The following is a 13,667-nucleotide window of genomic DNA, read 5'->3' on the forward strand; positions in this document are numbered from 1 at the left end:
CGGAGCTGCAGAACCTTGCAGAGCAGCTTGCCCACCGCATAGGCTCCCCTAGTGCCGTGGCACTCCTCCGAAGCATGCAGCATGACCTATCGCCGCTAGAGCTGTGCAACTTGGAGCCTTCGGCAGAGGAACTCCCGACAGTCGTCCAGCGACTTGCTGAGCTCGGCGGCTACGGCAGCGCAGAGCAAGCAGCAATTTCTTTTGCGCTTCCCCTTCGCGATGGTCACATCCCAACGGAGCTCTGGCGTCAGCTCCACGAGCGCCTGCGAGAGCAAGTGCTGCGCTCATTCTGGTTTGGTGCTGTCAAACGCCTCCACGAGCAGTGGCTATCCACCTCTGAGCGAAACACGAGGATGTCGCTGCCAGAACTCCAAGAAGCAGTCCGCAACCTCAGCCGTTGGCTCGGCTACCGCAGTGCAGAAGAGGCAGCTCAACAGCTTGGAATCCCTTTAGACTCTACCGCCAGCAGTTGGCGCCGACTGCTCTCGGCAATGGAGCAGCAGCTACGCGACCGACTTGCACACCATCGCCGCGGCGCTAACCCTCCTGCAGAATCCCCCTCCTGAGACCCTATGGAATGGCAGCGGGAAGCCCCTCTGGAGGGTTGGAACAGCTTCCGCGTCCCTGCAACAGCCGCATACAGAGTTTGCTGCCGTCACCCCGAGGAATTGGAGCGGCTCGGTCAATACGTACCCTTGCAAGAGCTTTCGCTGTTCGTGCTCGGGAAGGGCACGAATGTTCTCTTCGTGGAGGACTTCCCCGGCATCGTCTGCCAGGTGGAATTTCGGGGCATCCGCTGCCTCGAGGATGACGGTGATACCGTCTGCGTGGAAGTGGCTGCTGGCGAACCGTGGCACGACTTCGTCGCCTACTGCCTGCAGCAGGGATGGTACGGGGTGGAGAACCTAGCCCTCATCCCAGGTACCGTAGGAGCCGCTCCAGTCCATAACATCGGTGCCTATGGCGTAGAGGTCGCCGAAGTACTCGAGGGAGTCCAAGTGTGGGACGTGGCAGCGGGCGATTATCGGTGGCTCCCTGCTCATCAGCTCGGCTTGCGGTACCGTGGTAGTGTTCTCCGTGACTCCTTGCTCGGCCGCGTCGTGATCACCCACGTTCGCTTCCGATTGCACAGAAGACCTACCCCTCGGTACGAGTACGCCGAACTTCAACAGTTCCTCCGAACCCACCAAATCCCCAATCCCACGCCGCACGACATCTTCCGAGCCATCTGCCAGCTACGGCAACGGAAGCTGCCCGACCCTGCTGTCTTCCCGAACGCGGGTAGCTTCTTCAAGAACCCACAGCTCTCTGCTGAGCAGGCCGAAGAGCTGCGAACCCGCTTTCCGACAGTTCCACTCTTCCAGAATCCCGACGGAAGCTACAAAGTACCAGCAGGCTGGCTCATTGAACAGTGTGGCTGGAAAGGAAAGCGATGCGGCCCAGTCGGCACCTGGGTCTCGCATGCTCTCGTTGTAGTTGCCTATAGTCCAGCAACAGGTGCTGACATTCTACACTTCGCAACCCTCCTCTGGCGCTCTGTCTACGAGCGTTTCGGGATCGCGCTGGAGCCAGAAGTCCTGATCGTCCCACCAACGGCTTGGCAGCCTTCGTAGCCCCTAGCCAGCTCCCTGCTCCTGCCTACTCCCCGTGTACCCAACGATGCTGGAGTACTCCTCCGGAACTTCCACCGAGGGGAACGGCCTATCCGTTATCGGAGCTGCCATCTCGGGTGAAGGGGGACGCAGCCCATGCTGCACCATCCAGTAGTAGGCTGCTTCTAGGACCCCGTTGACGAACTGCCCGCTGTGGGCTGTGGAGTACTTCTTCGCCAGTTCCACGGCCTCGTCAATGACAACGGGAACCGGCATCTGAGGGAAGGCCAACATCTCAGCAATACCCAACTGGAGGATGAGCCGGTCGATCGGCACCAATCGCCCAACATCCCAATTCTGCAAGACTTGACGTAGAATACTCGTGCCCAGTTCCAACGATTGCTCTGCCGCCTGCAGGAGCCGCCGAGCAAACTCTACGTCCTTCTCCTCCCATCGAATGGGCGTATCAGCCTCCAGCTCCTGCACCTCCTCTACGCTCAGCAATGGGCGATCAGGGGTAGGAACATCCACGGTGAAATCCCGATAGAAGATGTGCTCGAAGACAGTCTGCCAGGGTACCTGCGCGCCGACGGCAGCAGCAAAGACCTGCAAGACTTTCTCTCTCGCCATCCTTCGAGTTCCCCGACAAACGCGTGTGCGTCGCAGTGGGAACAACGCTTGCTCAACCGCCTGCGTTTTCCGCCCCCTCCCCATAGGTATCAAGCGCAGCACGACTCTCGGGAACGTACTGCATTGAGAGCACGGAGCGCTCTCACAGCAGCAATTCGCTCCTCGGCTATCCTGGCTGCTGCTTCCGTGGGCAGGATATTCTGCTCTTGAGCCATCCGGAAGACCCGTAAGAGGGTATCGTAAATCCCGGCAGCCTGTGCCAGAACACGCTTGCGATCGTAGTTTCCCGTCAGCTCTGCTGCCACGTTCATCAGGCCCCCCGCATTGATGACATAATCCGGGGCATACAGGATGCCACGCTCATGGAGCCGCTGAGCATCCGCAGACTCATCAGCCAAGGGATTGTTGGCTCCCCCCGCCACGATCGCGCACCGCAAGCGTGGGATCGAAGCGGAGTTCAGCACGCCTCCCAGCGCGTTCGGCGAGAAGATATCGCACGGTAGATCGTAGATCTCCTCTGCCCCGACCGGAGTCCCCCCTATCTCATCGCAGAGCCGACGTGCCTTCTCCGGGTAGATGTCCGCAACGAAGACTTGAGCCCCTTCACGCACCAAGTACTCCACCAAGTGGCGTGCTACATTCCCTGCGCCCTGGACTGCAATCGTTCGATTGGCCAGCGTGTCCGAGCCGAAGACAACCTTAGCGCAAGCCTTCATTCCGTAGTAGACACCGTGCGCGGTCACCGGCGAAGGATCCCCGCTCTTACCCAACACCCCCGTAACGTAGCGCGTTTCCATCCGTATCCATTCCATGTCAGCCACGGTGGTGCCGACATCCTCAGCAGTGATGTAGCGCCCACCCAACGACTCGACAAAGCGGCCGAAGGCACGAAAGAGGGCTTCGGTCTTCTGCGTGCGGTGGTCTCCCAGGATGACAGCCTTTCCTCCTCCGAGATTCAGCCCAGCAACAGCTGCTTTGTAGGTCATAGCCCGAGAGAGACGCAGTACATCCTGAAGTGCCTCCTCTTCGCTTGCGTACGGCCACATCCGTACACCACCTAACGCTGGCCCCAGCGTTGTGTCATGGATCGCAATGATAGCTCGCAGCCGTACCGTGGGTTCCCAACAGAAGATGACCTGCTCGTGCCCCTCAGCGGCTAATGTATCAAAGAGTGCCATCGCCCCTTGAGTCGCTGCAGACACTACGCCAACGACGGCGGCAAAATTAGGACAAAGCACCACTTGCCATCTGGCATACGTACCACACTAACCCCTCAGGAGCGTCGTCCCGACCGCCGGCAATCGAGCATCTCGAGGGAGGTAGCCCCCTTGACCTTGCGCAGCGAAGATGGACAGCACCTCTGATGGCATGCCAATCCTCCAGTCCCCATCGAACGCTGAGCCACGGAAAACAGGCTCATTCCTACATACTGCTGTCTACGCCGTCAGCGGCATGAGCTGTGCTGCCTGCGCCAGGAACATAGAGAGTTACCTCCGAGCTCAGCCAGGGATCAGCACTGCTGACGTCAACTTCGCAGCACAGACATTAACCGTCGTCTATGACCCCCAACGGTACCGACCAGAGGACCTTCGGCACCTCGTCCAGCAGCTCGGCTACGACTTAATAGACCCACACTCCTGGAGCCAAGAGCAGCAGAAGCAGCTCACGCACCACTCTCGCCAGACATGGATAGCACTCAGCTTCGCTATCCCCGTCATCGTGCTCTCGATGGGATTCCACGGGCGTATCCCCGCCGCACTCCTCTTGGCACTGACACTCCCTGTGGTGTGGGTTGCCCGAGACATCTTCATCGCAGCATGGACACAAGCCCGCCGAGGTCGGGCAACCATGGAGACGCTGGTAGCTCTAGGCACAGGAGCGGCTCTTTCCCTCAGCATCTGGGCAACGGTTGCCCCCCAAAGCTTCTCATCTCTCGGGCTTACCCCCCCTCTGTACTATGAAGCTGCCGCCGCAGTCCTCGCTGCTGTACTCCTTGGACGGCTACTCGAGGAACGAGCCCGCTTTCGAGGCTCGCGCGCGATTGAACGGCTCATGACCCTCCAACCCCGAACAGCCTGTCGGATACAGGATGGCCGTGAGGAGGAGGTACCACTGGAAGCCCTTCGTGTTAGCGACCTCCTCCGGATCCGTCCGGGCGAGCGGGTTCCTGTCGACGGGACCGTTGTTGAGGGAATCTCCGCGATAAACGAGAGTGCCCTCACAGGTGAGCCACTCCCCGTGGAGAAGCGCCCTGGAACGCGGGTCTGGGCTGGCACACTGAACACTACCGGAAGCCTGCTGATACGTGCTGAACAGGTCGGTGAAGCCACCGTCCTGGCCCGCATCATTGAACTCGTTCGTTCGGCCCAGAGCCACAAAGCGCCGATCCAGCGGACTATTGACCGAGTCGCAGGTATCTTCGTCCCGATAGTTCTGGCCCTCTCCGCCACTACGGCAGCATTGTGGCTCCTCTTCGGACCGGAGCCACGCATAGCCTATGCCCTCCTGACGAGCATCTCTGTGCTCCTCATCGCTTGTCCTTGTGCCCTCGGATTAGCAACCCCACTGGCATTCCTCTTTGGGGTAGGGCGTGCTGCCGAGGAAGGGGTGCTGGTTAAGGACGCTGCAGCCCTCGAACGTCTTGCACAGTGCACTGCCATCGTGTTGGACAAAACAGGAACCCTCACTGAAGGGAAGCCTCGTGTGGTATCCGATCGCTGGCTAGAGGACTCCGCACGACACCGTGCTGCCCTCGCTGCAATTGCTGCCCACTCTGAGCATCCCCTAGCTGCAGCACTCTATCGCTTCCTCGGAGTCACAGCACTACCGCCTGTAGAGGCTTTCGTGAGCATCCCCGCCCAAGGAATCGTTGGACGAGTTCGGGGAACGACCTATACAATTGGCAGCCCAGAACTTCTTCGAGAGCGTGCACTCGACTTCCCTCCTACTTTGCAGGATGTCCTAGACGGATGGTATCGGGCAGGCTACACCATAGTCTGCGCTGCAGCAGAAGAGTGTGTCATTGCCATCTTTGCCATTGCTGACTCTCTACGAGACGGCACTGCCGAGGCCGTCCGCTTCCTGAAGCGGAGGGGGGTCGAGGTGCATTTAGTTACCGGTGACCATACAGAGGCCGCTGAGCACGTAGCTCGTGCCACAGGAATTGAGCACGTTCAGGCTCGAACACAGCCGGAGCAGAAAGCCGCCTACGTGCGTTACCTTCAAGCCCAAGGACACCGCGTAGCCGTCGTTGGGGATGGTATCAACGATGCTCCTGCCCTGGCGGCTGCCGATGTCGGTATAGCAGTTGGCACAGGAATAGATGTTGCCCTGGAGACAGCTTCGATTGTCTTAGCTGGCAGAGATATCCGCCGGATTGCTTTTGCCTGGCAGCTATCGCGTGCGCTCCGTCATGTCGTTGTCCAGAACTTGGTAGGAGCCTCGATTTACAACCTCATAGCCCTTCCCGTAGCAGCTGGGGTCCTTTATCCCTTCACTGGGCTCCTCCTGACCCCAATGGTCGCTGGAATTGCTATGGCACTTAGCTCTATCTCGGTCGTTTTCAGTAGTTTGCGCCTTAGCAGGTTCACGCCACATTACCGCTCCAAGATGCGCCGATATGTCTTCCGGACAACACTCCACTGTGGTAGCTGTGTCACTACTGTTGCACCGGAATTAGACAGAATCGCAGGAGTTCGGCAGTGGCAGGTAGATCTTGCCCACCCGGAGAAGCGCCTTGTCGTAGATGCGGAAAGTGACGTCCGCCATGCCGTCATCGCCGTGCTGCAGCGCCATGGCTATACGGCCGAACCTGTGCACTCCGCGGAGATGTCCCACCAGTAAGCTTCGGAAGACCCTATGGCACTCCGGTTGAAACGCTTCCAAAACGAACCCCGCCTGGACTTCAGCAATCCGGAAGTTGCTCGCAAACAGCGGCAAGCAATTGAGCGAGTTCGGAAGCAGTTTGGACAGGAGTACCCCAACCTCATCGGTGGCAAAGAGGTCTACAACAACCGTGAGAAGCTGCGCTCTATCAATCCGGCCCATCCAGATGAAGTCGTTGGGCTTTTCCAACGGGCCACCCAACGCGATGCCGAGAATGCACTCAACGCTGCTTGGCGTGCCTTCGAGGAGTGGAAGCGAGTTCCTGCCGAAGAGCGCGTCCGCTACCTACTGCAAGCTGCAAAGGAGATGCGGCGCCGCCGCCTTGAACTGAATGCCTGGATGATCTGTGAGGTCGGTAAAAACTACGCTGAAGCAGATGCCGATACCTGCGAAGCGATCGACTTCCTGGAGTACTACGCTCGTGAGGCTCTTCGGTATGCGCAACCACAGCCTGTAACCCCCGTCCCTGGTGAGCGCAACGAGTACTTCTACATTCCCCTTGGAGCTGGCGTCATCATCCCTCCATGGAACTTCCCGCTGGCGATTCTGACTGGGATGACAGCGGCAGCTATTGTCACCGGCAATACTGTCGTTGTCAAGCCCTCCTCAGAATCCCCAATGATGGGATGGTTGTTAGCAGACATCTTTCGAAGCGTCGGTCTCCCAGATGGTGTACTCAACCTCGTTGTCGGCAGTGGCAGTGAAATCGGGGACTTCCTCGTCTCGCACCCTCGCACCCGCTTCATTGCTTTCACCGGCTCGATGGAGGTAGGCCTCCGCATCCATGAGCTAGCTTCCAAACCGCAGCCAGGCCAGATTTGGATTAAGCGCACCATCTTGGAGATGGGCGGGAAAGATGCTATCATCGTCGACTCCGAGGCCGATTTAGATGCGGCCGTTGCTGGGGTCATCGTCTCGGCTTACGGCTACCAAGGACAGAAGTGCTCTGCATGCTCCCGAGCTATTGTTGACAAGACAGTCTACTCTGCTTTCTTGACTAAGCTCAAGCAGGCCGTCAGGGAGCTCTCCATTGGTGATCCTGCCGAGAACTACGACGTAGGACCTGTCATCTCTGCCCGTGCCAAAGAGAGCATCCTCTACTACATCAACGTCGGGCGTACTGAAGGAAAGCTCCTCGTTGGCGGGAACCCTATCGGGGACTTGGATGGCTACTACATCGAGCCGACCGTCTTCGCCGACGTCCCACCGAGGGCACGCATTGCACAGGAAGAAATCTTCGGACCTGTACTGGCAGTCATCAAGGCAAATGGCTTCGAAGATGCCCTCCGGATCGCTAACGGCACCATCTATGGTCTGACAGGCTCCGTTTACTCCCGAAATCCAGAGAAGCTGCGGCAGGCACGAGAAGAGTTCTACGTTGGCAACCTCTACTTCAACCGCAAGTGTACTGGGGCCCTGGTTGGCGGCCATCCCTTCGGAGGTTTCAACATGAGCGGCACTGACTCTAAAGCAGGCGGCCCCGACTACCTGCTCCTCTTCCTCCAGGGGAAGAGCGTCAGCGAAAAGATCGTTTAAAGTTCCATGGCGAGGTGCCGAGAACCATATGTGGCAGAGAGGCTACCATCTACCCATGCAACGCCTTCAACACTGGCTGTTACCTATTGGTTTGCCTTTAGTCGCTCTACTGGCAGCCGGTGAGCTTGGGATTCTCTTCTACAAGCGGAACCTTGAGGCCGAGCTGCGCCGTAATGGGGACGACATAATCGCTATCGCTGCCTACCGCGACTCTGTGCAGCTGCAGCCAGGACGAGCCTTCTTCCATCAACACGCACTTCGAGAGCGCTTATCCTCGGACCGTTCCTCCCCTTACCGAGGAATTTCCTCGTTCATGGACTCTCTGGGGCTTTGGGATACCCCAACCTTCTTGCACCGCTGCCGCACTGAATTGGCAATTCTAGGGGCCCACCAGTCACGGCTGGTGGACTCTATCAACCGTGCAGACACGCTACAGTTCTTGCTGTTAGGAGTGATCTTCATCGTGACCCTCTCCCTCTTCCCTCTCCTTGCAGCCTACCGCAGCAATCTTCAGCGTCACGCTCAGCTCCTTACCAAGCTCCAAGAGAGCGAAGCCCGATACCGTGACCTCGTGGAGCATGTTCCTGATCTGATCCAGTCTGTAGCTGCTGATGGGCGCTTTGTCTACGTTAATCGCTACTGGCGCCAGGTCATGGGGTATGGCGAGGAGGAAATTCGACAGCTTCGCATCTGGGACATTCTCCGCCCCGACCAAATCCCTAAATGCCAGGACCTCTTCCGACGTGTCTTCCAGGATAGAGTGTTGTTCAACGTGGAGACAGTGTTCGTCACCAAGCAAGGAGAACCGCTCTACGTGAGTGGGAACGTTACCGTTCTCCCTGACCCCGTTACTGGCGAACTTGTCACTCGAGCTCTCTTTCGGGACATCACGGAGCAGTGCCGCCAAGTAGAACAGCTCCAACGGCAGGAGGCAATTGCTAACACTGTCTCCCGAATAGCGCAGCAACTCCTTGCCACGCTTCACCCCGAGGCAATCGCCCCTACGGTCCTTGCCCAGCTCGGCGATGTTCTCAACGTTGACACTATCTACATGGTCGCGCTTCCAGAGGGGACCCCGCATGTTGTAGCCGTATGGAGTCGAGAGAAAGAGCTAGAGCAAACGATTCGCGCAACCTTTTCTCCACCCTGCTGGGAGAACTGTCAGCCCCTGCGGGACCGCCTCAGCGCGATCGCTGTCGTTGAGGCAACGGCAGAGGAGCTCTCTTCGGCTCCCGCTTTCCAACAGTGCCACCGGCCAGTGCAATCCCTGCTGTGGGTCCCAATTACCCGCCAGGGGCACCTCTGGGGCCTCATCGGCACCGAAGATTGGCGCACAGTTCGATCATGGCTGCCCACAGAACGCACGGCTCTGGAAAGCACTGCGGCAAGTTTGCTCTCCGCCTTCGATCGTGCCTCTGCTTACCAGCAGCTCCAACGCTTTGCCGAAGACCTCTTGGAGGCCCGGAACGCGCTGGAAGTCTATGCCCAGGAACTCCGCCAAGCCAACGAGGAGCTCCAAGAGCGCAACGCGGAAAAGGACCGCATTATGTCCATCATTTCCCACGATCTGCGCTCACCGCTGGGAGGAATTCGAGGATTAGCAGAACTGCTCCAAGGTGAGGATGCTGAGAATCCACGGGTGGTACGGGAATTCGCTCAACTGATCGGCGACACGGTCAACCACCTTCTCAGCCTTGTCAACGACCTGCTGGAAGTTGCCCGAATCGAGTCCGGCAGACTTCGGCTATCGGCGTCTGCAACTGACCTCCGCGAGCTTGTCCACTCTGCTGTCCGAGTTCTGGACGGATTAGCACGTTCAAAGGAGATAGCACTCTACGTTGAGTGTCCGGAGTCCCCCGTTATCGCTACCGTAGACGCCCCGAAAATAGCCCAGGTCATCAACAATCTCCTTAGCAACGCGATCAAGTTCACTCCTCGCGGTGGACGCGTCATACTTACCCTCCATCAACAGGCGCAGGGTGTGAAGCTTGTCGTTGAGGATACCGGGATCGGGATTCCTCCAGAACATATGCCCCACCTCTTCGAGAAACTCGGACCCCATCAGCGCCCTGGAACTGATGGCGAGAAAGGGACTGGCTTAGGGATGCCCATCATCAAGCACCTCGTCGAACTCCACGGCGGCAGTATCACCGTAGAGAGCACTGTCGGAGTCGGCACACGCATCACAGTCTATCTCCCCTCCTGTCCTCCGGTGGTGGCAGAGGAGGCCCCCTTCTCCCACCATTGTTCCGATCTCCCTTCAGTAAACGACTCCCTCCTCTCGAAGCAGAGTTCTCGAAGGGGCTCATGCATGGACATGTTCCGGCTCTAAGTACCAGCGCCGAGGCTGCTGCTCCGGTACCATCGACTGCGTCCCTGCCTCGATGAGTACTGGACGATACTCCGGACGCTTGATCTTCTCTTGGATCACCATCAGCGCTTTCAGCAGTGCCTCCGGCCGCGGAGGACAGCCAGAGACGTAGACATCCACTGGCAGAAACTGGTCAATCCCTTGGACCACGGAGTAGCTGCGGAACATCCCCCCTGTAGAGGCGCAAACGCCCATGGAGATCACCCATTTCGGCTCTGGCATCTGATCGTAGATCTTCCGCACGACCCAAGCCATCTTGTACGTGACCGTCCCCGCAACGATCAGCAGATCTGACTGCCGCGGGGAGAAGCGAAATACCTCCGCTCCGAAACGGGCAACGTCGAAGCGCGGGCCGGCAAACGCCATCATCTCAATAGCACAGCACGAGATTCCAAGCGGCATCGGCCACAGCGCGTTCCGCTGAGCCCACTTGATGAGCGCCTCGACAGTAGTCGTCAGGAAGCCCTCCCGCTGTATGGTGTTCAGTAGAGCATTCATTTGGCCCGTCCAGGACTGTTGTACAGAGGCGCAAGCTGAGACGAACTCCAGCTACTTTATATTTATTCACTCCACTGCAGAATGCCCTTGCGCCAGACGTACACGAGGCCCACCAACAAGACAGCAATGAAGAGCGCCATCCCCGCCAAGCCGAGAAAGCCCAACTCACGGAACTGTACTGCCCAGGGGTACATGAAGACGATTTCGATGTCAAACACGATGAAGACCATCGCCACCATGTAGAACTTGACCGAAAAGCGCTCACGAGCCGTCCGGATGGGTTCCATTCCACTCTCGTAGGTGGTCAGCTTTCTCCACGTTGGGCGGCGCGGCCCTAAGAGCTCTGCGGCTAAAATGTTGGTCGCACCAAAGAGGGCACTCGCAACGATCATGACCATCACGGGTACGTAGGCGTCCATCCTTCCTCACGGAGCTTTTTCAAACCGAGCACGAAATTACGCCTCCCCAAGCGGAGCCGTGGTGTATCTTTGCAAAAGCTACCACAGCTCGTCCCTATGCAACCTACCGGAAAGGCCGCCAGTCTTGTTCGCCGCTTGGGGTGGTGGAGCGCACTGGCACTAGTGATCGGAAGCGTCATTGGCTCCGGCATCTTCAAGAAGTCTTCCGTCATGGCAGCACAGCTAGGCTCAGCAGAGCTCCTCCTCCTCGCATGGTTGGCCGCAGGCCTCATCACGCTCTGTGGAGTGCTCACGAATGCAGAAATCGCAAGCATTGCTCCCCATCACCGGCGGCCAATATGTCTTCTTCAGCGCCATGTACGGAAACTTCTTTGCCTATCTCTATGGCTGGGCAATGGTCAGCGTTGTCCAGACCGGCTCGATTGCTTCCATCGCATACGTCTTCGCCGAACATCTGCAGTACTTCATCCCCTTGCCGCGTCTCCCTGCAGCCGTTGAGCAAAGCGTTGCAGTCTAGCTCCCAGGGATTGGCACCATCACACCACTGAGTCACCTGGGAGTGAAGCTGCTCACAATTGCCGCTATCTGGGTCTTGACAGCTGTTAACATTCGTGGTGTACACCTCGGCGGCGGTATACAGGTGCTCCTTACCGCCCTGAAGGTTGGTGCAATTCTGGTCCTTGTGGTCCTTGGGCTGTCTGCTATTGCCCGTGGCCTGCCGGAGACTGCCGTAGCTCCCTCTTCTCTCAGCCCACCCTCTGGGGCATGGGCCCTCATAGCTGCTTTCGCGGCGGCATTGGCTGGTGCCTTCTGGGCCTACGAGGGATGGAACAACATCACATACGTAGCCGGGGAGATTCGCTCTGCAGACCGCATTGTGCCGCGCGCCCTCATCGTTGGGATGCTTGCCGTCACGGTGATCTATCTCTTCTCAACATCAGCTACATTGCGGCCTTGCCGCTGGAAGTCATGGCTCGCTCCGAGCTGGTCGGTGTTGCTGCTGCCAACGTAGCCTTAGGTTCAGGCGGAGCGGCCTTCATGCCCTGGCGGTGATACTCTCTACACTGGGCACAACCAACGGTACGATTCTGACAACTGCCCGACTCATCTATGGCATGTCAACCCACGGCCACCTGCCAAGAGCGCTGAGCTATCTCCATCCTCAGCACCAGACACCAAGTGCTGCATTGCTCTTCCAAGCTGCCTGGGCTTCGCTCCTAGTGCTTAGCGGCACGTTCGATACCCTGACGGACATGCTCATCGTCGTCAGTTGGGCATTCTATGCGCTGGGGGCCATCGGGATTTTCATTTTGCGCCGCAAGTTTCCAGATGCCCCACGTCCTTGGCGTGTGCCAGGATATCCTGTGGTTCCGCTCCTCTTCGCAGCCGTTGCAGCAGCCTTCGTCGCTGTGAGCCTCGCGGCTGACATCACAGCCTATTTGCGTGGTGAGATCCCCTTCATGCGCACTGTGTCCGGGATCGCGCTCACTGCCTCAGGCATTCCCCTCTACCTCCTCCTACCCCGGAGGCAGACTGTCGTGCCCAGCGTGCCAAGGAGCAGGGAAGGGATATGACTGAAAGACCGCATCGGCTGAAGCCAGACGAGCTCATGGAGCGCACAGTGAGTCTCTTCCGGGCCGAGTCCAAGCAAAAGGGCACTGTCCTCCGCTTCGACATGCTGGCGGACCCTCACCCTACCATACTTGGCGATCGCCGACTACCCCAACGGCTACCGGCTAAGCCGGTACTGGCAAGGCCGGTGGAGAACGTCCTCCAGTACACCGCGCCGGGGCGTACTTTGCCTGCTACCAACAACCCAGAGCACCCAGTTTGGAAGCCGTGCATAGCAGGAGTGGGGATGCCACCTGGGGACACCGCAGCCGCTCTCTCTGTGACCCAACTCTCCGCAAACTTCCCTACCGCTGAGGAAGGCTCCTACAGGCTTGGGACTCCCTATCATCCGTCACGCTATGGAAGCCCACCGAGCCTAACCAAGGATCGCTCCTGCAGGGAAAGGAGCAGCATACTTCGTACCTTCCCCCCGCGATACGGCCATAGGTCCTACTGTATGGAGTCGGTAGCCATGAAAGCACTTCGGTTTCGCCTGCACACAGTTACGCCAGAGCGTCATAAGCTGGAGCGAATTGCTGAAGCCCTACAGCTTGGTGCCATCTTGCTCTATCCCACCGATACGGGCTTTGCTCTCGGCTGCCAGTTGGGCAACAAGTTTGCGATAGATCGGCTCCGGCTCATTCGCCACCTTCCCTCTGGCAAGCCATTGACGTTCCTCTGCGATTCGCTGCGGCACCTCTCCGAGTTCGCCTACGTCTCCACCCAAGCATACCGCATCCTAAAGCGCCTAGTCCCTGGCCCCTACACATTCATCCTGCCAGCAACGAAGGCGGTACCGTATTACGCCCAAGACCTGAAGCGAAAGACTGCCGGCATCCGAGTCCCTGACTCTTCTGTCTGCCTAGCCTTACTGCGTATCATCGGATCCCCCATCATCTCCATCAGTGCGGTTGGAGAAGAGGAGAGCACTGAGGCACCAGAGCCAGAAGCGATCGTAGAGCGCTTCGCAGCACTCGTTGATATCATCGTCGAGCTGGATGACTACCACTTTCTCGGCCCCTCCACCATCATCGATCTCACGGAAGACCCGCCACGCCTCTTGCGCCGCGGAGCAGGACTTGAGCGGGCTTTAGAGGTACTGCCGCTAGAGGAAACTCCCTGAAG

The 13,667-nt window shown here is 58.4% G+C and carries 12 protein-coding genes; 8 read left to right on the forward strand and 4 right to left on the reverse strand.

Annotated elements, in window-relative coordinates; all coding sequences use genetic code 11:
* Window positions 1-572: 572 nt before the first annotated feature.
* Entirely contained in the window at window positions 573-1,613 is a 1,041-nt protein-coding gene (murB, locus tag NZ960_03535) for a UDP-N-acetylmuramate dehydrogenase (protein ID MCS7176686.1), read from the forward strand.
* A 3-nt stretch (window positions 1,614-1,616) separates the two neighbouring features.
* On the opposite strand, the gene nusB is transcribed toward murB, so the two are convergent.
* Both nusB and NZ960_03545 read right to left on the reverse strand, forming a co-directional pair.
* Window positions 1,617-2,222 carry a transcription antitermination factor NusB gene (gene nusB, locus NZ960_03540; protein ID MCS7176687.1) on the reverse strand — a complete coding sequence of 202 codons (606 nt, stop codon included), beginning with the start codon at window positions 2,220-2,222 and terminating at the stop codon, window positions 1,617-1,619.
* Between the two features lie 89 nt (window positions 2,223-2,311).
* Window positions 2,312-3,400, reverse strand: a complete 1,089-nt coding sequence (locus NZ960_03545; protein MCS7176688.1) for a leucine dehydrogenase — start codon at window positions 3,398-3,400, stop codon at window positions 2,312-2,314.
* Between the two features lie 169 nt (window positions 3,401-3,569).
* On the opposite strand from NZ960_03545, the gene NZ960_03550 reads away from it, so the two are divergent.
* From NZ960_03550 to NZ960_03560, 3 genes are read left to right on the forward strand one after another with little or no spacing between them, the layout of a single operon-like run.
* On the forward strand, window positions 3,570-6,065 hold the full coding sequence (locus NZ960_03550; GenBank protein ID MCS7176689.1) for a heavy metal translocating P-type ATPase: 2,496 nt from the start codon (window positions 3,570-3,572) through the stop codon (window positions 6,063-6,065).
* Window positions 6,066-6,080: 15 nt separating this feature from the next.
* Window positions 6,081-7,643, forward strand: coding sequence for an L-glutamate gamma-semialdehyde dehydrogenase (gene pruA, locus NZ960_03555; GenBank protein MCS7176690.1), 1,563 nt, complete (start codon window positions 6,081-6,083; stop codon window positions 7,641-7,643).
* 55 nt (window positions 7,644-7,698) lie between these two features.
* A complete protein-coding gene (locus NZ960_03560; protein ID MCS7176691.1) occupies window positions 7,699-9,975 on the forward strand; it encodes an ATP-binding protein in 2,277 nt (758 codons plus the stop codon).
* Here the strand turns inward: NZ960_03560 and nuoB are convergent.
* Together nuoB and ndhC are read right to left on the reverse strand one after the other, a co-directional pair.
* Window positions 9,949-10,512 (reverse strand): NADH-quinone oxidoreductase subunit NuoB, encoded by a 564-nt coding sequence (gene nuoB, locus NZ960_03565; protein MCS7176692.1) that lies wholly within the window; start codon window positions 10,510-10,512, stop codon window positions 9,949-9,951. The genes NZ960_03560 and nuoB overlap by 27 nt on opposite strands.
* A 62-nt stretch (window positions 10,513-10,574) precedes the next feature.
* Window positions 10,575-10,931, reverse strand: coding sequence for an NADH-quinone oxidoreductase subunit A (gene ndhC / locus NZ960_03570; protein MCS7176693.1), 357 nt, complete (start codon window positions 10,929-10,931; stop codon window positions 10,575-10,577).
* 295 nt (window positions 10,932-11,226) lie between these two features.
* Here ndhC and NZ960_03575 point away from each other — a divergent pair, with 295 nt between their 5' ends.
* The 4 genes from NZ960_03575 to NZ960_03590 all read left to right on the forward strand — a co-directional run bounded on the left by NZ960_03575 (window position 11,227) and on the right by NZ960_03590 (window position 13,665).
* Window positions 11,227-11,448, forward strand: coding sequence for a hypothetical protein (locus NZ960_03575; GenBank protein ID MCS7176694.1), 222 nt, complete (start codon window positions 11,227-11,229; stop codon window positions 11,446-11,448).
* A gap of 42 nt (window positions 11,449-11,490) precedes the next feature.
* Window positions 11,491-11,943 (forward strand): amino acid permease, encoded by a 453-nt coding sequence (locus NZ960_03580; GenBank protein MCS7176695.1) that lies wholly within the window; start codon window positions 11,491-11,493, stop codon window positions 11,941-11,943.
* Between the two features lie 37 nt (window positions 11,944-11,980).
* Window positions 11,981-12,505: an APC family permease gene (locus tag NZ960_03585; protein ID MCS7176696.1), complete on the forward strand. Its 525-nt coding sequence runs from the start codon at window positions 11,981-11,983 to the stop codon at window positions 12,503-12,505.
* 509 nt (window positions 12,506-13,014) lie between these two features.
* Complete coding sequence (locus NZ960_03590; protein MCS7176697.1) at window positions 13,015-13,665, forward strand: L-threonylcarbamoyladenylate synthase; 651 nt, start codon at window positions 13,015-13,017, stop codon at window positions 13,663-13,665.
* Window positions 13,666-13,667 lie beyond the last annotated feature (2 nt).

The sequence above is a fragment of the Candidatus Kapaibacterium sp. genome (assembly GCA_025059875.1).
Taxonomy (GTDB): domain Bacteria; phylum Bacteroidota; class Ignavibacteria; order Kapaibacteriales; family HRBIN21; genus HRBIN21.

Excerpts from the sequence above, each read along its gene's own strand:
- nuoB (MCS7176692.1), bottom strand. The coding sequence starts at position 10,512 with ATGAATGCTCTACTGAACACCATACAGCGGGAGGGCTTCCTGACGACT.
- NZ960_03560 (MCS7176691.1), top strand. The coding sequence starts at position 7,699 with ATGCAACGCCTTCAACACTGGCTGTTACCTATTGGTTTGCCTTTAGTC.
- ndhC (MCS7176693.1), bottom strand. The coding sequence starts at position 10,931 with ATGGACGCCTACGTACCCGTGATGGTCATGATCGTTGCGAGTGCCCTC.
- murB (MCS7176686.1), top strand. The coding sequence starts at position 573 with ATGGAATGGCAGCGGGAAGCCCCTCTGGAGGGTTGGAACAGCTTCCGC.
- NZ960_03590 (MCS7176697.1), top strand. The coding sequence starts at position 13,015 with ATGAAAGCACTTCGGTTTCGCCTGCACACAGTTACGCCAGAGCGTCAT.
- NZ960_03550 (MCS7176689.1), top strand. The coding sequence starts at position 3,570 with ATGGACAGCACCTCTGATGGCATGCCAATCCTCCAGTCCCCATCGAAC.
- NZ960_03545 (MCS7176688.1), bottom strand. The coding sequence starts at position 3,400 with ATGGCACTCTTTGATACATTAGCCGCTGAGGGGCACGAGCAGGTCATC.
- nusB (MCS7176687.1), bottom strand. The coding sequence starts at position 2,222 with ATGGCGAGAGAGAAAGTCTTGCAGGTCTTTGCTGCTGCCGTCGGCGCG.
- NZ960_03575 (MCS7176694.1), top strand. The coding sequence starts at position 11,227 with ATGCAGAAATCGCAAGCATTGCTCCCCATCACCGGCGGCCAATATGTC.
- pruA (MCS7176690.1), top strand. The coding sequence starts at position 6,081 with ATGGCACTCCGGTTGAAACGCTTCCAAAACGAACCCCGCCTGGACTTC.